This is a genomic window from Nostoc sp. (assembly GCF_041747015.1).
In the GTDB taxonomy this organism is placed as follows: domain Bacteria; phylum Cyanobacteriota; class Cyanobacteriia; order Cyanobacteriales; family Nostocaceae; genus Nostoc.
Genome location: NZ_JBGTFY010000101.1, coordinates 1 through 18,969, shown reverse-complemented (window position 1 = coordinate 18,969; position 18,969 = coordinate 1). Strand labels below are relative to the sequence as shown.

16 protein-coding genes are annotated in these 18,969 nt (G+C 40.6%); 3 read left to right on the top strand and 13 right to left on the bottom strand.

Annotated features, from left to right (window positions below):
* A partial coding sequence (locus ACEW80_RS07805) for an ATP-dependent Clp protease ATP-binding subunit (RefSeq protein ID WP_373526051.1) occupies window positions 1-1,432 on the top strand: 1,432 nt, incomplete at its 5' end.
* A gap of 302 nt (window positions 1,433-1,734) precedes the next feature.
* Here ACEW80_RS07805 and ACEW80_RS07800 read toward each other — a convergent pair.
* The 13 genes from ACEW80_RS07800 to ACEW80_RS07740 form a co-directional block, all read right to left on the bottom strand.
* Window positions 1,735-2,793 (bottom strand): serine/threonine protein kinase, encoded by a 1,059-nt coding sequence (locus tag ACEW80_RS07800; protein ID WP_373526050.1) that lies wholly within the window; start codon window positions 2,791-2,793, stop codon window positions 1,735-1,737.
* A 321-nt stretch (window positions 2,794-3,114) separates the two neighbouring features.
* Entirely contained in the window at window positions 3,115-4,005 is an 891-nt protein-coding gene (locus ACEW80_RS07795) for an alpha/beta fold hydrolase (RefSeq protein ID WP_373526049.1), read from the bottom strand.
* Between the two features lie 316 nt (window positions 4,006-4,321).
* Window positions 4,322-4,594: a hypothetical protein gene (locus tag ACEW80_RS07790; RefSeq protein ID WP_373526048.1), complete on the bottom strand. Its 273-nt coding sequence runs from the start codon at window positions 4,592-4,594 to the stop codon at window positions 4,322-4,324.
* 60 nt (window positions 4,595-4,654) lie between these two features.
* The gene (locus ACEW80_RS07785; RefSeq protein ID WP_373526047.1) at window positions 4,655-4,894 is read right to left on the bottom strand and encodes a hypothetical protein; all 240 of its coding nucleotides are present in this window, start codon (window positions 4,892-4,894) and stop codon (window positions 4,655-4,657) included.
* Between the two features lie 228 nt (window positions 4,895-5,122).
* The gene (locus ACEW80_RS07780) at window positions 5,123-5,695 is read right to left on the bottom strand and encodes a hypothetical protein (RefSeq protein WP_373526046.1); all 573 of its coding nucleotides are present in this window, start codon (window positions 5,693-5,695) and stop codon (window positions 5,123-5,125) included.
* A gap of 111 nt (window positions 5,696-5,806) precedes the next feature.
* The gene (locus tag ACEW80_RS07775) at window positions 5,807-7,408 is read right to left on the bottom strand and encodes a hypothetical protein (RefSeq protein ID WP_373526045.1); all 1,602 of its coding nucleotides are present in this window, start codon (window positions 7,406-7,408) and stop codon (window positions 5,807-5,809) included.
* Window positions 7,405-8,109, bottom strand: coding sequence for a hypothetical protein (locus ACEW80_RS07770; protein ID WP_373526044.1), 705 nt, complete (start codon window positions 8,107-8,109; stop codon window positions 7,405-7,407). The genes ACEW80_RS07775 and ACEW80_RS07770 overlap by 4 nt, the downstream gene beginning before the upstream one ends.
* Window positions 8,110-8,160: 51 nt before the next feature.
* A complete protein-coding gene (locus ACEW80_RS07765) occupies window positions 8,161-8,982 on the bottom strand; it encodes a hypothetical protein (protein ID WP_373526043.1) in 822 nt (273 codons plus the stop codon).
* 95 nt (window positions 8,983-9,077) lie between these two features.
* The gene (locus ACEW80_RS07760; RefSeq protein ID WP_373526042.1) at window positions 9,078-10,139 is read right to left on the bottom strand and encodes a hypothetical protein; all 1,062 of its coding nucleotides are present in this window, start codon (window positions 10,137-10,139) and stop codon (window positions 9,078-9,080) included.
* A gap of 262 nt (window positions 10,140-10,401) precedes the next feature.
* Window positions 10,402-11,214 carry a hypothetical protein gene (locus ACEW80_RS07755; protein WP_373526041.1) on the bottom strand — a complete coding sequence of 271 codons (813 nt, stop codon included), beginning with the start codon at window positions 11,212-11,214 and terminating at the stop codon, window positions 10,402-10,404.
* 263 nt (window positions 11,215-11,477) lie between these two features.
* Window positions 11,478-14,225, bottom strand: a complete 2,748-nt coding sequence (locus ACEW80_RS07750; protein WP_373526040.1) for a hypothetical protein — start codon at window positions 14,223-14,225, stop codon at window positions 11,478-11,480.
* On the bottom strand, window positions 14,179-14,550 hold the full coding sequence (locus ACEW80_RS07745; RefSeq protein ID WP_373526039.1) for a hypothetical protein: 372 nt from the start codon (window positions 14,548-14,550) through the stop codon (window positions 14,179-14,181). Before ACEW80_RS07745 ends, ACEW80_RS07750 begins: the two co-directional genes overlap by 47 nt.
* A gap of 15 nt (window positions 14,551-14,565) precedes the next feature.
* Window positions 14,566-15,180 carry a hypothetical protein gene (locus ACEW80_RS07740; protein WP_373526038.1) on the bottom strand — a complete coding sequence of 205 codons (615 nt, stop codon included), beginning with the start codon at window positions 15,178-15,180 and terminating at the stop codon, window positions 14,566-14,568.
* A gap of 1,408 nt (window positions 15,181-16,588) precedes the next feature.
* Between ACEW80_RS07740 and ACEW80_RS07735 the strand changes: the two genes are divergently transcribed.
* A complete protein-coding gene (locus ACEW80_RS07735) occupies window positions 16,589-18,037 on the top strand; it encodes a substrate-binding domain-containing protein (protein ID WP_373526037.1) in 1,449 nt (482 codons plus the stop codon).
* Window positions 18,038-18,689: 652 nt separating this feature from the next.
* Window positions 18,690-18,969 (top strand): integrin alpha (locus tag ACEW80_RS07730; RefSeq protein WP_373526036.1); only part of this gene is annotated, 280 nt, incomplete at its 3' end.

Here is an 18,969-nt window from a genome sequence, read left to right as displayed (position 1 = left end):
ACCCTCAGTAGAGGAAACCGTACAAATTCTCTACGGCTTGCGCGGTGCTTATGAACAACACCACAAAGTCAAAATTTTGGATGCGGCACTTGTAGCAGCAGCAGAATTATCAGACCGCTATATTAGCGATCGCTTCTTGCCCGACAAGGCAATAGACTTGATTGATGAAGCTGGCTCTCGCGTTCGTCTGCGGAACTCCCAAAGTTCTCCTAATAAAGAACTCAAGCGTGAACTCGCCGGCGTTACCAAAGAAAAAGAAGCAGCAGTCAGAGTCCAAGATTTTGACAAAGCTATACAACTGCGCGACCAAGAATTAAAACTCGCAGAACAACTGCAAGCAACCTTCACACCAAGCGAGCAACCTGTCAACTCGACTGTAGTTGACGAAGAAGACATCGCCCAAATCGTTGCCTCTTGGACTGGTGTACCAGTCAACAAGTTAACTGAATCTGAGTCAGAGTTGCTCCTGCACCTAGAAGACACTCTGCATCAACGGCTCATCGGACAAGAGCAAGCAGTCTCGGCTGTATCTCGTGGTATCCGTCGCGCCCGTGTCGGCTTGAAAAATCCCAATCGTCCCATTGCTAGCTTTATCTTCTCTGGGCCTACTGGAGTCGGTAAAACAGAATTGGCGAAGGCACTAGCTTCCTACTTCTTCGGTGCGGAAGACTCGATGATTCGGTTAGATATGTCCGAATATATGGAAAGCCACACCGTCGCCAAGTTAATTGGTTCGCCTCCTGGTTATGTCGGATACGACGAAGGCGGACAACTTACAGAAGCCGTGCGGCGGAAACCATACTCAGTGCTGCTATTCGACGAAATCGAAAAAGCACACCCCGATGTATTCAATATGCTGCTGCAACTCTTGGATGACGGTCATCTTACCGATGCCAAAGGTCGGAAAGTTGACTTCAAGAACACGCTGATCATTTTGACTTCCAACATCGGTTCTAAGGTGATTGAAAAAGGTGGTAGTGGTTTAGGCTTTGACTTTGATACTCAAGCCGACGCTAGTTATAACCGCATCCGCACCTTGGTAAATGAAGAATTGAAAGCTTACTTCCGTCCAGAGTTCCTTAACCGTCTTGATGAGATTATCGTCTTCACCCAGCTTTCTAGGGATGAAGTGAAGCAAATCGCTGAGATTATGCTTAAAGAAGTTTCTAAGCGCTTGACAGAAAAGGGAATTATCTTAGAAGTTAGCGATCGCTTCAAAGAGCTTGTAGTACAAGAAGGCTACAACCCTAGTTATGGTGCTAGGCCATTACGTCGGGCAATTATGCGCCTCCTAGAAGATTCTCTAGCTGAAGCAATGCTGTCTGGTGAAATTACAGATGGAGACACAGCGCTTGTCGATGTTGATGATGACTCTCAGGTGAGAGTACAAAAATTAGAAAAACGAGAATTGCTCTTGGCAAATGTTGGTTAATTTTATACCCGATCACTTTTTGTTGTAATATTTGAGAAATACTCTAGCCTCTCATCTAAGTAGAGGCACAAGCAGGGGGGGGGCATCTCCGACAAACATAAAGTGAAATGGTATTAGATCTTTCACCCCTGGTAGAAATACCGGGGGCTTTTTTATAAGATGCAACCTAATTAATCTTAGGGACTTCCAAGAAATAAATTATCCATTATGTGGGGTGGGCAACATGACCGCCTTAAATCTGGGACGGGTGGGGACACCCATCCCACAAGAAAATTTGGGATGTTTTTTTATTTGGAAGTCTCTTAACTTCCGGTTTTGTCTTGGCAACCTGAGTTTAAATCAAAGCTTTGACATTCTGTAGCTTCCAGCAATTGCCTAACTGCACCACCAGGCTGACAACTCATCAGAGTTCCGGCAAGCGTAGCCAGCGCAATAACAGTGACTAGTCCCAGCACTGTAGCTTGTTTTCTAAGTTTGATTCTACTGACTAAAGTATCTATTTTAGTGGCGGTACCAACAATCTCGATTGACTGAAGTGCTTTTAAAGCAAAAGATGCATTGCCATAACGACGTTTCCGATTGGGTTCCACCATTTTCATTAACCACGACCGAAAACGCGGACTGATTGGAGTAACTAATTTTTGGAAATTAAAGCGATAGTTATCATCAATTAATTTCCCAATCTCACTAGAACGGGTATTAGTAAGTAAGCAAATTAATGTTGCCCCTAAACTATATAAATCTGATGCTTCGGTGAGAGAATGACCAAACTGTTCCTCTGGTGGCATAAAACCTGGGGTTCCTGCTACAAAGGTGCTAAAAGCCATTTTTGCACCCTGTATTCTAGCCAAACCAAAATCAACCAGGTAAGCATTTAGTTCTTCATCAACCAAAATATTCTCTGGCTTAATATCCCGATGGATAATTGGGGAAACTTGCTTTTGTAAGTAAACTACAATTTCTAAGATTGACAAAGCAATTTGCTTAATTTCTTCAGGTTCAAAGCTGCGTTTTAATCCCAATGATGGGGCATTTTTATATTCCTGTACCAGATAAAAAACCCCTGGCATTTCAAAAGAATCTATATAGTGAGGGATGCGAGAATGATTCAATTGTTGCAAAATTTCAATCTCGCGCTGATATGTTTTGATACCTGACAAATCAGCACCTGCATGAGCAAAACAAAACTCTTTAATTACCACTTGTTGATTAGAGTTGAGGACACTTGCTAAATAAGTAATGCGTCCCCCTTCTCGGTTGCGTCCTAGTTCGCTGATAACTTGATAGCCTTGTTTGGAAAAATCTGGATGGTGATTTAAGGGAATTACCCGTTTATGTCCATTATGCACATCAAGCTCCATTACAATTCACATGAATTTGATTCTGTCAAGGTGCAATTAGAAAGATTAAGATCCACTCACCAAATTTTAGATTTTAAATTTTGGATTTTGGATTCAAAATTTAAAATTCTTGATTTAGCAGCCCTGCATTCATGAGCCACTGCTTGAAATCGGGAAACCCGCCCAAGGGGGTGGCTTCCCGATTTCAAGCAAGTGGTGTGCTAATGGTCAATCTAAAATCTAAAATTGAGCAACCCAGATTGTTAGCCCCATTTTGACGCTGCTTGGACTAAGGCGTATCGGCAGATAGTTTCTTTGCATTCGCGTCTTGGCACGAAATTGTTAACTTTGCGCTAGCCAATCGACAATCTGGGCATTAACAACATCTGGAACCTCATCGTGGGGACAATGACCGGCATTGGGAATGGGAACAATTTTGATTTTTTTGCCATTCTCACGTGCCTTTTCGTAAATCTTGGCCCCGGTAATGGGTGTCCAGGGATCATCAGCACCCCAAATTACTAATAGAGGACGTTCGACTTTGGGCAAAAGTTCCTCTGGACTTGGGCCAGGAGGGGCTGTGAGAATGGAGGCGAATACTTGTTGCGCTCCTGGGTCACAAGAGGGAGTATAAAGTAAATCGACTAATTCATCGGTGACGGCTTGGCGATCGCGGTAAACTTGGTAGAGGGTGCGGCGAATTTGGGCTTTTTGGCGGATGCGATTATAGACAAATTTACCTGTAATTGGCGATCGCACAAACCTATTAAAAGCTGCCATCACAATCCGTAGTGGTGGGTTCAATTCGTGGGCACGATGACTCAAGCCACCCGCAGAGTTAATTAAAATACCACCAGCACCAATTTCTGGATGTTCTACCAGTACTATTAAGCTCAAAAGTGCGCCGATGGAGTTGCCAATAAATACAGCAGGTTCGTGTATATGTGCTGTGCAGAAATCTTTCAGCAGTTCCACCCAAACTTCTACCCTGTAGTCAATAGGCGCTTTATCTGAACCGCCAAAACCTAAAAGGTCTATGGCAAATACCTGGTAGCCAGCATCAGCTAAAACTGGGATATTTTTGCGCCAGTGTCCAATGGAAGCACCGAAGCCGTGAACCAGTACCAGAGGGCGTCCTGTACCCATGACAGTGTACTGGATTTTGTAGCCCTGCCAAGTCCAAAAGAATTTTTCAAAAGTGATTGAGGGTAGCTGCTGTATAGTTCCGGTCATTATTAAGATTAATAAAGTGTTTCTTCGATTATAGTAATCTTCTCTGACCTCATAACTCGCCACTGATTAGATGTTAGTTTCATCCACGCCAAGGGATTAATAAGAATATCAAGTCGTTTGTACTGTTTAATGTGTTACCCTAGTAATCCCCATCCGCACGGCGGCAGTAACGATGAAGGTGGACGTACTCCCGCTAACAAGACGATTTAACTAAGTTGTATTGATATGGATTAAATTAACCTCAGTATTGCTGAGTGAAAAACTTAAAGGTGGCATTGTTGCGACTTATGTAATATAATAGGCCACTAAATTTTTCCTATTTAACTTGTGATGAATGAACGTCGCCTTTAATTAAACGGTGCAAAAGACGGCAAGGCCACAAGAAAGCTCCACAGATACTTACTGAGGCAATAGCAGCCACAATTCGCCAACTCGAACTAGGCGGGGTGGCAGATTCTGAGGACTGAACTTGTGTGCTTTTAACTAGTTCTGGCAATGAATGAGATAGCTGACTGGCTGTACTCACCCCTTCAATCGCCGCTCCAATTAGATAAGCTGCTAGGGCAATTACTAGCCAGTGATTCATCATATTGCACTGTTTGAACTCTGAGCGGATGCTTGGCAGTGAGCAATCATTTGGTTTCTCGTGTTAATGATTGCCGCCCTGCCCGAAGGATACTCTACCTTCAGCTGTATCACGAATTAGGGGCAGTTTAGATTTTATATAAGTATTGAGGGTGCTATCTGCCTGCGCGTCAAACCCCTGCTTAACTTCTAACTGCTGGAGGAGCAGTTGTACTAAAGCAGTATCGTCAAAGTGGAGCAGGGTGCTGACCTGTGTAGACTCGATTACAGCCCAAAGCTGTTGCATCATTTTGGCACTGACCATGAGTCTGTAACCTCTTAAGCTTTTCTTTATATTTGCACGAATTTAGAATTTGTGGTTAGTTTTTATCTCAATATTTGTAAAGATGTAGGCTGAAAACGCCTGAGTAAGTTAATAACACTAAGTTATGGCGTTTTTGAATGATTTTCCCTAACCCTCCTTAAGAAGGCTTGTCATGATCAACATTTTTTTGTAACACTTAAGTCGTCGTCGGCTGCTTTTGCTAGAAGTCTATTGTGAAACTCTTACACAAGAGGCTTCTTGAGCAGAAGGATCGGGATAAATTGCTAAAGTGTGATATTCAGGGCTACCTGTTCCATATAGGACTCGAAAAGTATACAACTTGGTTTTACCTTGCCCTTCGGTGACAACTGTTAAAAGTGTATTGCTAGTGGTAGGAAGTCCAGGAATGTTGAGTTTTTGAATTCGTCTGAGTTGAATTACATTCGCTGCTGAGTTTTTACAATCTCCTGCATTAGTATTAGGTTTTGGGCCAAACTGCATACATACCGTCCCATCAAAATCCATAGTTACCTGTGAAGGATCGTTTAACCAAACTTTTTTAATTACTTCTCCAGCCGGAATAAAGCTTAAGTTTGTTCCTTGTTGATACGAAACGTTGAGGGTAGGTATTAGTCCCCCTAAACCCTGTGCTTGACAGGAAAATATGGAGCGCAAAACGGCATTATTAGCTACAGCACGGCCTACCAACAAGAACATAGCAACCGAGAAAATTAAGGAAGCTATAGGTAGGAAATAAGAATTATTTAAGGTATTTCCTGACAATTTAGTTTTATTTTTCATGGTTGCAAATGGAGAAATTGGTAGATAGAACAAGTGGAGATGGGCAAGATAGGAAGAAAACTAATTACCAATTACTATTACCCAATCCAAAATTGGTATAAATCATACCTCCTAAAATTGCGTTACTTGGTTAAAATATATTTCAACCTTTGTGCCTGCTGGCAAAAACCAAATATTAGTTTGTTGCGACATCTGAGCGATCGCTTGTTGATTACGTTGGGCAATTTGGGGGACTACAGAGTTCAAACCACCTTCCACAACCCCAGCTGCAAGGTTGCGTCTGTTCTCAGTAACAGTAGTAAGTCCAGTGGTGGAACTGGTGTTGTTTTGGTCGCCTTCGCTGGGGTTGGAAGATGTTACCGTATATGGCACTAGTCTGGTATCAGAACGATTTACTAACTCTGCTGCTTTACTAATACCTCCCAAAACGAATAGTCCTGCATCCATCGATGCTATTGACGAACTTTGACTGGGGAATTTATTTGCGATGAAAGGTTTGCCTTTGGGAGCGCGAACAATAATTGCATTCTTAGGTAAGCTTCGTTCTGTAAGGTTGCCATCATTTTGCGAGATAACTTTGATTACGTTCATCTGCAAAAGACCTTGTTCATTAATAGAACTAATTTCAGCTAGAAATTCGGTGTTTGGAGGTAGAGCGGGAGTACCATCTGTAGATTTTACCGATGCTCCGTCCAACTTGATCACAAATACGTTTTTCTCTTCCTCTGTGTCGTTACCCTTTTGTCTAGTAGTTTCACCAAATATAGCTGTTGCTAACACAGCTTTAGCGCTAGTCCCTACTGCTACAGATTTCTGTCCCTGCGGTTGAGCTTGGCTTACTACAGGAGTTGGTGGTGGGTTATTTGGTGGCTGTTCCTGCGGCTGCGTATCGTTTGCAGGTTCAGAAGCAACTGCCGTGTTATTAGGTTTATCAGTGACATTTACTTGACCGTAGCTACCTAACTTTGCTAACCTTGTCCACTCTTCGAGTGGGGTTGGTGGGGGTGGTGGAGTTATGTTGACTACGGGTTGAGGCTCTGGCGGATTCACCACTGGGGCTTGGGGTGTTGGCAAGGGTTGAGGAGCAGGCACTCTCACGATGCGCTCAACTGTTACTGTTCGAGGCACGTAAACTGTTGGTGGGGGTGTTGGTATCACTCTCTGGCTACCTGTAGGAGAAACTGATGGTGTTACGGCTACTGTCGGCGTTGATTTGGCAATTCTGAGCGTTTGCTGGGCGGCTTTCACCGATTCTGCTTGTTCACTCAGGGCTAATTTCGTTTTCAGAGTATCTACTTCAGCTTCTAACCGTTGAGAGGTAGATTCATTAGTTGGCTGCTCACGCACTTGTGGAGCAACAATATTTGGCTTTTTATTGCTACCGCTCATCAATTGGGTCAAAAATACACCAGCTACCAAAACTACCGCTAAGGTAGCAGCTCCTACCAAGCCTAACTTTGCAAAGGGGTTAGATGAGAGGGGTTCCGCTGTTTTAGCTTCTTGTAGTTGAGATGACGATTGCTCTTTACGAGAAGCCGAGTCTTCTGATGGTTGGGTATCATCGCTAGAAGAGGATTCTTCTTCAAAACCAACCAACCTGGCCATCCGTGATTCCCAATTAAAAGATTCTACAGATTGTACTTGGCGATCGTCGGTGGTAAAAGTATGTAGATTTTTTGGCGGAGTTTCCGCTGGAGTTGAATATCGTGTCATGGTAGAGCTTTGTTTAGATTTCCAGAACAATTTTTATCTTGGATTTCACAGACATTATAAATTTCTAGTCTAGCTTCACCAAGGCGGTAAGTTGCGAAGTGCGACGGTAGTGCTGCATTTGGTAGTGAAGTTGCTGCTTCATCTATTGCTCTAACCAATATTTGTTTATTAAACGAAATTGATTTTCCTAACTTATCATAACCGCTAAATACTAATTGATTGGCAAGCATCTCCACTTTCCACTTTCCATCGCCTATTTTTGTAGGTTGTGAAATTTTTTGGATTACTAATACGTTCTCTGATCCTCTATTAACATTTTCAAACTGGCTATCTGGATTTAAGTTAGTAATTTCTGACTTAAGTTTTTGTTTAAAATCATCAGCTACTAGTTGGGAGGTAATTTCCCAAACTTGCGTTGGCGGCTGTTGCTGTGACCAGGTGAGCATTAAGCTCATAGTTTCACCCACAAAGCGCCGAATAGCCTCTGGCTGTCGCTCTAAATTTGGTTGGGGGTCTACGGTTATAGTGCGACCATCAACCAGTTGCACTAAAGTTTGAGGTGTGAGTTGCCGGCCTAACTGTTGTAACATCGACCCGTGAAATACTAATAACAGCAAGGTAAATATGTGTAATCCAAACGTTCCGACTGCCAACAATGGTAAGGGGCTATTTCTTTTATTCTCTGGTTTGAGTAATTGCATTAATCAATTTATTATATAGATTGAACTATCATTAAGTAAATTAGAAAACGATTATCTGATAAAACTATCAGATGTTTGTCCAGTTCCGCATTGTTTTCTATTATCTTCGTTAGGGTTGTTGTAATTATCTAGCAAACATAAGTTACGAATTTCATAAATTTCTAGTTTATCAGCACGGGTACTATAAATTGCTTTTTGTAGGACAGTGCCATCAGTTTGGGGATTAGCAAAATAATCTGTTGCACGGACAAGGAAATCTTTGTTAAAAGGAGTTATAAGTTTTGCATCACCAACTCGGTTTTTTTGAATTAAGTCAGCTACCATACCCACTTGCCACTTACCTGGTGCAATTTCTTTTGGCGGATAAACTCGCTTAATAACTAATTGTGATGTCATAACTTGCATAGGATTTTCAGAGAAAACTTCTGGTGGTGTCATTTCTGCAACTGTGCTTAAGAAACCTTTGCGAAAGTCTTCTGATAAGGCAAAACTAGCTATCCAACTGCTGGTACTAATTTTTTGGCTACTGCCTTGAGGTGTTCTAATAAGTATTCCTAAATCTGATTTGGGGTTTGCAACTTCTTCAATAGTTTGTGGTGGTAAGGTTCCAGACCAGCTAAACATTGATATCATCGTTTTGCTGATGAATTGGCGAATTGCTTCTGGTTCTCTTGCTAAATCATCAATACTAGCTACTGGTTTACCGTCTATTAATTGGACAAAGTTGGGAGATTTTCTCAGACTGAGTTGACGAATATTTAGCCCTTGAAATATAAATAAAAGTAAAACTAATATATGCAAACCGAAGGATGCGATCGCAAAAATTCCTAACACACTTCCTGTTCTTTGTCTTTTTTCTAGTAAACGCACCATTTACTCACCTCCTGCGAAAATTTCAGTTATTATATATGATCATTTACATCTAGTCAGCAAACTTCCCAAAATTTAGTTGATTAATTTTGAATTTCCTATATCCTCTCCTTTACTAAAGAAGCCGTATTACTGATAGCACTGAAGACTGCAAAACCACCCGCAGCAGCCACAAGTAGCGATACAATTGGTGCTAAAATCCCCAGAAAAATTATAAACCACATTAAGTCTGGATCAACATTAACATCTTGCCCTGGCCCATTTACAATAACTGCGGCAGTCAGCACAGCAATAATATTAAATGAAATCTTGGCGATTCCAATAGATAAAAATCCGGTCAGCCATGCAAAAATTGGTTTACCAGCTCCAGGCAGTAAAGACCCACCTACAGCTATTGGCCCCAAAGCTGCTATCAGCAACATTGTGGCTTCTATTAAATTTTGGAAGGCATATTGTAAGGAAACCAAAAAGTTTTTGATGCTCGTTTGAACTGTCGAACCTAACAAAGAATTAAATGAGGTTTCTGATACAATACCAGTGCCATATCTAATATTATCTACCTTAGTTTGTAGTCTAATGATCCAGTTTTTATTTCCATAAGAATCTCTATACTGCCGCCAGAGAATATTTAATTTTTCGGCAGCTTGGGTAAAGCATTGACTTTGTTGTTCGCCAGTAAGCGACTGACAAGGACGTAACAAAGAACCAGCGACTTCTTCGGCAACACTCATATTCAGTGCTTGCTGGTATGTATTATCGGCATCTGCTGTTACCAATACTTGCTGATTCACACCGTTTAAAAAATTCCGCACTCCCAATGTCAGAGTAGAAAGTATACTTCCGTCGCCTGAATTACTTAAAAGTATTACCACCAGAAAAGGCCAAATTAAAGATGATATGGGACGGGTAAATTCGTAGGATAATAAGTCTCTGAGGAATTGTACCATAAAAAACAACAGGGTTCCTACTGCAAAAAAGATACCGAGATTTGTCAACGATCCATACAAGTTATCACTAGTGTTATTTTGTAGTAAATCTAGCCATTGTTTGTCCCAACCTTCGGCAATACTTTGGGAAGTTGCGGCACCATTATCGAGAATATCATTAATGCCTACTTGGGCGTCTAATTGGGCAAAAATTAGTTTAATAGGAAGTTGCATTTTAAGTTTATTAAGATGTTTTTTTTTTAGATTTCGTAGGGTACGTTAGAGGTTGTTGGAAAAGTGGTTGGCTGTGATTTTAAGCACTTATTTATCCCCCATAACCCCCCTTAAAAAGGGGGGAACCGGAATCAAAGTCCCCCAATTTATCGGGGTATTTAGGGGGATCTAGAACGTTTTGCTAACGATAAGAGGACTTTTCAAACATTCTCTAAGGATTTTTAAAATTGTATGGAAAATTAGAATCTTTAATCATGAAATTCTAATTATCAACTTTTCTACCAAACAAATCTATTTGAGAAGTAGCTCGCAAAAGTCGCGCCGCCTCTGTAGACGTATCTACTCTGCGAGCGCGATTTGCCTCCTCTGCTTGTTGAGAAATGTTCGCCAAATTTAAGTTGGAATATTGCAAAGACTGATTATTTTGTAATGTTTGAGCAAATGTTTCACCTACGAGCTTTAATTGCTCCTGTTGAATTTTTAGAGTTTGCAATTGACTAGTACCTAGCAATTCTGCTAAAGTCGAAATAGCTTTATCTGCGGGATTAGTTGCATTGCTGACTTGAGTCACGATTGTACTCAGAAGATTATCGCTCTTTCGATCTAGTTCCTCAGTCTTGTTCACAAGGTTTTCCAGATTTTCCTCAGTATTTTCTAACTTTGCTTTTGTCCGAATTTGCCCATTTCTACCGAGAACACTTTCTGCTGCTCCACGGCTAATCACACGATTGAGTTCATTACTAACTAAATTTCCCCGCACTGCTGAATTATTCTCAAAGCGGTTTGATTTAGAGTCTGAACGATAAGAGTTGTTAATCAAATCATCACGAACCTCTTTTCCCGCAACCACAGGGTTAGGTATATTCAATTCTCCCTTGGCACTATTAAGTCGACTCTGTACTTCATCACGTTTTAAGTTGTCGCTCAGATTATTTTGAAGGTAATCTTGCAAATCTGTGGAATATGATTGAAAATCAGTCCAAACCTGGCCTAATCCGCCCGTCTTAACTTGTGCCACTGCTGGTATGATTGCCAGAGATAGAAAAGTAAAAGTCAAAATTGCAGTTTTTTTCATATATCTATAACCTGAAAAGGTAGAAGAAATTATCTAGTGAATCAAGAATTTAGTTTGCTCAATCATTATTTATTAACTTTTTGAATCACTCAGGACTTAGGAAAACAATAGCCGATGCCTTTATTTTTGGGTAGGGGCAATACCCTGCGGGAAGCCGCTTCTCTACGAGACGCTCCGCGAATGCGTCTACATGCATTGCCCCTACTGCGTGTAGTTTTGCTTAAGTCCTATCACTGTTAACTTTTTGCAAATATCCTCCTTAATTAACTACTACGTAGTGTGGCTATTAACTGACGTGCAAATGCAGAAATTGCTTCATATTTATCACTGTGAAGTTGCATCATTTTACTACGTGCAGTTTGTTCAGCAGGGTTATTCGCAACTGCTGCCAATTGTTCATAACCTGGATAGTAACGGCAGAATGTATAAATACCGTTATCATCTAGTAGCCATTGGCTATAGATGCCTTCTTTGCGGGGAAAAAAGCTTTCTGAAGCATTACGAGAAATAATTTGGCGGGGATATTTTAATATCTCTGCGAAACTATCTACTGCAACTGGCTGAATGCGTCCAATCAATCGGGTTGTCAAGTTTTGCAAAATTTTAGATGCAGCTTTGGATCTAGCAATTGTGTCAGGATCTTGTCCTGATAAGATAACTCTAATCCCAGCTTTAGCGCCGTTGGCACAAATTCTGCCAACTAAGTCAGATATTTGCTCGAATTCAAATAAAATTGGCGCTTCATCGATAAAGAATATAGACGCTGGGCTGCCAAGTGCGCGTCGTAATGCTGCTGAATAGGCGCTCAAGGATAGTACGGCTGCATCTTCACTATCTGATAGGTTTCTGAGAGCAAAAACTAAAAGTTGGGCATCGGTGGGAAAGCTGGATGGTGCAGAAATGGCTTGTCCCACGCGGCTAGAAAGCCAAAACCGCAAGCGCAGCTGAATCTGACTGAGTCCGTCTTCTACTCTGCCACTTAAAGAATCTAGCTGCAAATGTTCTGGTGAACAGAAAAAGAGAAAATCTTTTAAGGTAGGGGTTTTCTGCCAAGCATGGGTGCCAAATCCTCCCGCCATCGCTTCTCGATATCGCTCTTTTATCCCCTCATCTCTAAAGAAGGCTTCTAATGCTAAGTTGAGCAGCGATCGCACGGTTTGCGATAAAATTTGACTTTCAGTAGATGATCCTAAGACCATTGTCATTAACGCTGACTCTAGGAAACCAGTATAATCGTTAAAGCGATCGCGCTGTTGTTCTGGATCTAGCGATCGTAAATCTGGCTGTTCAAATAAGTTATTCGATTGTTTGGAGATATCGAAATAAGCTCCATTCCCCTCCATAAACTCTGTGTAGTCAGTGAAAGTTGATGTCCCATCTGGTTTCGGGAAATCTAACGCCACAACCGGAATACCATGCGCCAAAGCTTGAGTTAAAATTCCTGATACCAACACCGATTTACCTGCACGAGTTGTAGCAAACAAAGCTAAATTTTTGTGCTGATTAAATAAATCTAAATGTATCGGTGTTCCGCCTTCTTCAGCAATTAACTCAAAGCCTTGTCTGTCGCCTTTTTTAGTTAGCACTAAAGGCATTAATCCCGGAACTTCACTTGTTAAATATAGCTGGCGACGGTTGAAGGGTGTTGCCATCAAACCTTCCCAAACTATTGGAAGAGTTTGCAGCCAAATTTTCCAGGCATACTCAGTTTCTCTAATAACTCTTGCTGGACGTTGAAAACAGTTTTCAATATACCTTGTTGCCTCATCTAATTTCTCTACAGTTGGACGATGTACCAAAATGACGACGCTCGTATAAATCGGGACAGCACCTTCATATAATTGTTCTTGGGCTGCTACCGATTTTTTTAACTTTAATTGAGCGTTGACATCAATAGTTTTACTTTTTTCTTGAGCCAAGATTGTCGTCATGTTCGACTGCTTCAAGACTCGTTGCAAAGTAGTTTTCACCACTGCTGGATTCGCCGCCGTCAACTCACAAAAAATCTCTGTATCAACTACTCTTTCTCTGGCTAACAGTTCCCATAAATAGCGCAGTTGGGTAGATTTATTTGGCCAACCTCCGGGTTTTTCTAGAAATGACAGTGCGCCAATATAACTATTGTTAACATTAACCCAGCGGCGATCGGCACAAGGTATGCCAGACTCCATCAGCGAGGTTGTGCTGTGGATATTGTCTACAAGCAATCTAGTACTTGCTAAATCTGAATTAACTTGCTCGTGCAATCCTTGTTCATCTAAAGTCATTAACTGAGGAATATCTACTGCCTCTGTATCATTAAATCTTTTCCAGACATCCTCCCAAAGTTCCTCAGCTTTCAAAGGTTTAACATCCAATCCCATTTGGTTAGATAGAATTTGTTCCCATCGGAGAAAACCCTGTTTGTAAGCATTTGTAATCAGGGTTTCAATGCGCTGGTTTTCTACTTCTGAGAGTTCACCTTTGAATTTCAACCACCATGATTCAGCTCTGACTAAAAGCTTCTCTATCCAATCATCTGCGTGTTGCGAGTTGGATTCAATCGTATAAGTGACATAAATCCGCAAAAATTTTGGCTTACGAATCCCAGAAATAGTCAACTCTTTGACTCTTGCTCTTTCCGCCATCAACAAATATTTTATATCTCGTGATGGGGCACTTCTGATTAACGATGCTAATTCTTTCTGACGCTCTTTATCCGAACTAAAAGATCCCAAATGCAGTGTCATTCTTTCACCGCTAGGGATGTCTTTCAATCCGGCTTCAATGTTATTAAAAAGTGTATCGATTTGTTCGGGTCTTAAAGTGGTATGAATTCCCTTACAGTCAAAACCAAAAACAAAGCAGAACCGATCTTTTTGAGTACCTTTTGTCAAAAGGTAAGCACCAATATCACGCCCATTCATTGCGACACGTAGCATTGTCGCCAAGTGTAAAGCATCTTCAAATGGTGTTAATCTACTTTCACTTCCGGCGACGCTGACGCTTTGTTTTCCGATTTTTTGCTTCATGGTTAACTTCGAGTAAGCTTTGATAACGAGCAAAGCCTCTTGTCCAAGCGGGAACGCCAATAAATTTACTTAAAAAGCTCCAACTTCTACCACCAGTTAAGATCCACCAAGTTCCGATTCCCCAACCAGTAATTAATACTGTCCACAACCATTTTTGAAACTCTTCTTGGAAAATACCACCAAAAATTCCATTGATGATAAAGTAAGAGGCTAAAGCAATTACCGTCCAAGGAAGAATTTGATCGGCTGGAATTGGTCCTAATGAAGGCTGGCTTCCCAGAACTTGATTAACTGGACGAAATTCTTGTTCCCGCTCTTGAGACATTTGAAATATCTAAAATTATGTATTATCGCCAATTACAAAGCGTGTGAGTACATCAGCAACGGTAACAGCAACAACAACCAATAGGGGAGTTCTGGCTATACTTTGCCAATCTTCATCTTTACGCACTGCGTTAATCACACCAACCAGGGAAATTGCAATATACAGTAAGTAAATCGCCCTCAACACATTAAATATCAAACTTACTGCTGTGTTGGCACCACCAGCATTTTCACCTTCACCACCTAAGTTTTTCCTGAAAAACTTTTCAGCTTCCCCAAAAAACTGTGCTTGTGCGGGGGATACAAAATAGTCTAACCAAAATAAACTCAGGATGATGGCTGCTGCTAAAACTTGTAATAATATTAGCGATCGCCTTGGTAAATGTACTTGCTGCCCAATCTGCTGTATGATGACTGCAATTAAACTACCAACTAGTAAACAAAAGAGCAGGATAGGACTTTTTAGGCTGATAACGCTTACGAATACAGCACAAGCAATCAAAAAAGGTACAGATTCAACCAGAATAATCCAGCCGGATTCAAGTCCCAGTCTTAACCTATGAGATCCTTTGGCCGCACTACCAGTTAAAGCTTTGAAAAAGTTTCTCTCGTGAGAACTTTGTCTAGACATTTGCTAATTTTCCTATGATGTACTATGAGTGTTGGTTGTCTAAAATTTTACAGTTATTTACAATTTAACATAATTGAACATTTATTTTTAATTAAATTATAAAATTCCCAGTAAAGTCTCAAATTATATACAAACTATTATTAATTGTAAGTTAATAACATATTAATTTTGGTTTAAAAGATAAGTATGCGTGGTTTTAGAACCCAGGTTTCAAACTTTAAACTACAACTGCTACAGTCCTCCTAAACTTTTTCCATCCCGGCGCTTTGGCCTCAATTAGAGGTTGAGGAATCCGGTAGAAACGTGAGAAATCCGGGTTAGGAGCATAGTTACAAGTTCTATAAAAAACATTTTATTCCTTCAAGCAACCGTTTTGTCAGATGTTATCCTTATATAATCCACTACAAATTACTACATTAATTATTACATCTTTGGGGGATCAAGAAAAAATACTATGACTTACGTATTGACAGAAAATACCAAATACGCAGTATAGGTTTCTGGTATTATGGCTAGATTTTTGCGATCGCCTGGGTTGCGTTACGCCTACCAAATGAATAGAATGCCGAAACAAAGTATTTTCGTTAATACACACACTGGTTAATTTGTAAACTGCGTCAACTCTCTTAAATACTTAATTAAAACCTCTAAAAAAGTTTAATAGAAAAAACCACATATATTGTACGAGCGAAAGTTTCAGATTTTACTCTGGCTAAATTTATAAAAAAGCGCTATAAAAACCCCTTTTCAACCACCTCTAAATTCTAGAAATATATTTAAGTTTTTTAACCATTCCATAATGCAATCATGACTTGACCTTTACCTTAACCTTATACTGTTGATTTAGTTGGCAAGTTTTAACAGCTATCTTAGCTATAGCAGTTCAAAAAGATTCGTAAAATCCTGATTTTCTTTACTTCGCACTTTAGCGGTAAGCTGTGGCAAGCCGCTGCGTGTCTATATTAAAGAAAGTGATTTTCATAATTTTCAGATAAAATTGTCATACCAAATAAGTTAAGTGGGTAAAGTTAAACATGGCTTATTAAAAGGGAATAAGAAAGCGATAATGGGAATTGAGTTACGATTCATAGTACCTATTAACCACTCCCTTTTAATAAACTTACTAAATGTTTATTTATACAAACTTACTTTGAGAATGTAGAGTTTTAAACTAGCAAGCAATCATGTAATAGAGTGGATTAGCAATAGCTAAATGCACTCCATATCTTTGAAAACTTTGCCTTTAATTTGCTCTATATTCTTCAGCGTTTTGTGCGAACTTTTGATTTATTAATAAACTTTTTAATGCCAAGTTGTGCTTAGAGAAGGTTATTTATAATCGCTAGTTTGACACTTGATTTGGATTGGATAAGGTGTTTAACCGGAAATTAATTTGAAGGAGCTTAACATGGCTAATCGCCAATCGAAGAATTTGACAAGTTCAATTTCTGTACTTGCCATCACAATTGGTTTAGTAGCAGGTCAATCTGCTACTGAGAAATCTTTAGCTCAGTTCGCTACAAGTCCTGCTCCATCTGGAGTAACCTCCGTAAATGGAGCAGGTGCAAGCACTGTAACTACTTTATTTGTAGGTTCAGGAGAGAATAATCCATATCCTTTTGGTTCCAAAGGTTCATGGTTTAACGCTTACGGTGTTGCAAATCCTACATCCCTCAATAATGATGTACCTCCAGCCTTCCTCAATTACCCAAACGGAAGTTATGGCCCAGTCAGTGCGTCAACCACATTCAGATATGCTCCGGTCGGTAGTGGCGCAGGGTTGACAGCTCTTTTCACTCAAACCCCACCACCAGTACCAGCAGGTACACCAGCTCTTAATAATCTTACTATCTTACCCCCAGTCTCTTTTGCAGTTAGTGATGACCCTCTAACAGGAACACAAGTAGAACAATTAGTTAGTGGCACTCCCAATAGCGGAAGGGTCGTTCAAGTGCCTGTTATAGGTGTTGGAATCGCATTAGCCTTCAATCGTACTGGTCTTAATATACCAGCAGCCGGACTTAGACTTTCGCGCCCTACTTACTGTGCTATTTTGAACGGCAGCATCACAAATTGGAACGATGCCAGAATCAGAAATGATAACGGCGGCGTAATAATTGCAACCAATAGATCTCTAACAGTTGTACGTCGTAGTGACAATAGTGGTAGTACTTTTGTTTTAAGCACTCATCTTAATACTGCGTGTAAAACTGCTGCGACTCCAGGGCTTCCAGCAGCTTCTGTATGGAATAGAGGAGCTGGAACAATAAGTGTTGCAGGCACCGTACCTCCAACACCACCAGCCAATACAGTTGTTTGGCCATCAGGTTTCCTATCTGCTTCAGGTGGATCAGGTGTAGCCGGTGCGATCGCAGCTAATCCTGGTGCAATTGGTTATGTAGATAGTGCTACCCGTTTGGCTAGAAATCTACCTGCCGCACTCTTACGTAACAGATCAGGTGCTTACGTTGGTCCTACAACAGCTGGAATTCAAAGCGCTTTGAGTGGTGGAAGCATCGTAAGATATGGTACTGCTCCCGTTAACAGGCTGATTAGAATTGATGGTTTGGCCGATCCAACCGTTTCAGCAGCTTATCCTATTTCCACAGCAACTTATATGCTGTTTTATGACACATACGCAGGTTCTAACACCAGTGGCGTAGCACCCCGTCTTAGAAACTTCATCAACTGGGCTTTAACAGCAGCAACTAATGGTAGTCCTGCATCAATCAACGCGGATACCATAGCTGTACTTCGGGGATATGCTCCTCTTCCCAATACCATTAAAGCTGTCTCTAGAACCGTTGTGGGTAATTGCGTAGATACTGCTACTGATACTTCCCCTTGCACCCCTTAGGTTTATAAATCGACATAGCAGACTGTCAGAAAATAGCTGTTAATTCTGTTGGCAGACTTTAACAGCTATCAGCGGCGTTGCTGAATTTAAGTATGAAATTTCAAAGTTAAATGCTTGAAACCTTTGTTTTTAACTGTTTGCAGGAAACCAAATTCATACTCTTAATCAGCAACGCCTTACTTCACAGTTCGCTCAAAGACGTTAACAAGGATATAAAAATTCTGCATGAGGACTATGTATTATAATCCTGATGTTTTGTTTAGACGAAGATTTGCAGTTTTATGAACCAGGGATAGAGACGTTACATATAACTTCCATACAAGGTTTAGGGTTCTTTGTCAAAAATGAAGCGATCGTCAGGTTTGGAAATTGCTTGCCTTGTAATGACACCTTATTTTATGTTTAACTCCACCTGACTACTTATTGACAGTAATATCTGCTTCCTGAAAATAGTTGTCTGAAAAACTGCCAAAAAAGTAACTTATTTGAATAATCACAAAAAATATACTAAATCTACAGCACAAATATCATAAAAAACACAAAATATCTTAAATTAATTGGCTTAACCAAAAGTTTAATTAATATTAATGTTATTTGTTTAATAATTTTACATCTACATTTCCATTGCTAACAACAAACATACGAGAAAATTATGGCTGATGCATTATTCAACCTCTCATCCCTAGACGGCAGCAACGGCTTTACCATCAACGGAATTAATGCCACTGACTCTTTAGGCAACTCAGTCAGCAATGCCGGAGACATCAACGGCGACAGCATCGACGACTTAGTTATTGGCGCAGCAAGTGCAGGGCAGAGCTACGTAGTATTTGGTAGCAGCAACGGCTTTAGTACCAACCTTGACCTCTCCTCGTTAGACGGCAGCAACGGATTTACCCTCAACGGCAGTGCCGCAAACTTCTCAGGCGGCT

Coding starts and splice junctions, on each gene's coding strand:
- ACEW80_RS07735 (WP_373526037.1), top strand. CDS start 16,589: ATGGCTAATCGCCAATCGAAGAATTTGACAAGTTCAATTTCTGTACTT.
- ACEW80_RS07750 (WP_373526040.1), bottom strand. CDS start 14,225: ATGAAGCAAAAAATCGGAAAACAAAGCGTCAGCGTCGCCGGAAGTGAA.
- ACEW80_RS07785 (WP_373526047.1), bottom strand. CDS start 4,894: ATGGTCAGTGCCAAAATGATGCAACAGCTTTGGGCTGTAATCGAGTCT.
- ACEW80_RS07770 (WP_373526044.1), bottom strand. CDS start 8,109: ATGCAATTACTCAAACCAGAGAATAAAAGAAATAGCCCCTTACCATTG.
- ACEW80_RS07800 (WP_373526050.1), bottom strand. CDS start 2,793: ATGGAGCTTGATGTGCATAATGGACATAAACGGGTAATTCCCTTAAAT.
- ACEW80_RS07760 (WP_373526042.1), bottom strand. CDS start 10,139: ATGCAACTTCCTATTAAACTAATTTTTGCCCAATTAGACGCCCAAGTA.
- ACEW80_RS07755 (WP_373526041.1), bottom strand. CDS start 11,214: ATGAAAAAAACTGCAATTTTGACTTTTACTTTTCTATCTCTGGCAATC.
- ACEW80_RS07775 (WP_373526045.1), bottom strand. CDS start 7,408: ATGACACGATATTCAACTCCAGCGGAAACTCCGCCAAAAAATCTACAT.
- ACEW80_RS07790 (WP_373526048.1), bottom strand. CDS start 4,594: ATGATGAATCACTGGCTAGTAATTGCCCTAGCAGCTTATCTAATTGGA.
- ACEW80_RS07740 (WP_373526038.1), bottom strand. CDS start 15,180: ATGTCTAGACAAAGTTCTCACGAGAGAAACTTTTTCAAAGCTTTAACT.
- ACEW80_RS07795 (WP_373526049.1), bottom strand. CDS start 4,005: ATGACCGGAACTATACAGCAGCTACCCTCAATCACTTTTGAAAAATTC.
- ACEW80_RS07745 (WP_373526039.1), bottom strand. CDS start 14,550: ATGTCTCAAGAGCGGGAACAAGAATTTCGTCCAGTTAATCAAGTTCTG.
- ACEW80_RS07780 (WP_373526046.1), bottom strand. CDS start 5,695: ATGAAAAATAAAACTAAATTGTCAGGAAATACCTTAAATAATTCTTAT.
- ACEW80_RS07765 (WP_373526043.1), bottom strand. CDS start 8,982: ATGGTGCGTTTACTAGAAAAAAGACAAAGAACAGGAAGTGTGTTAGGA.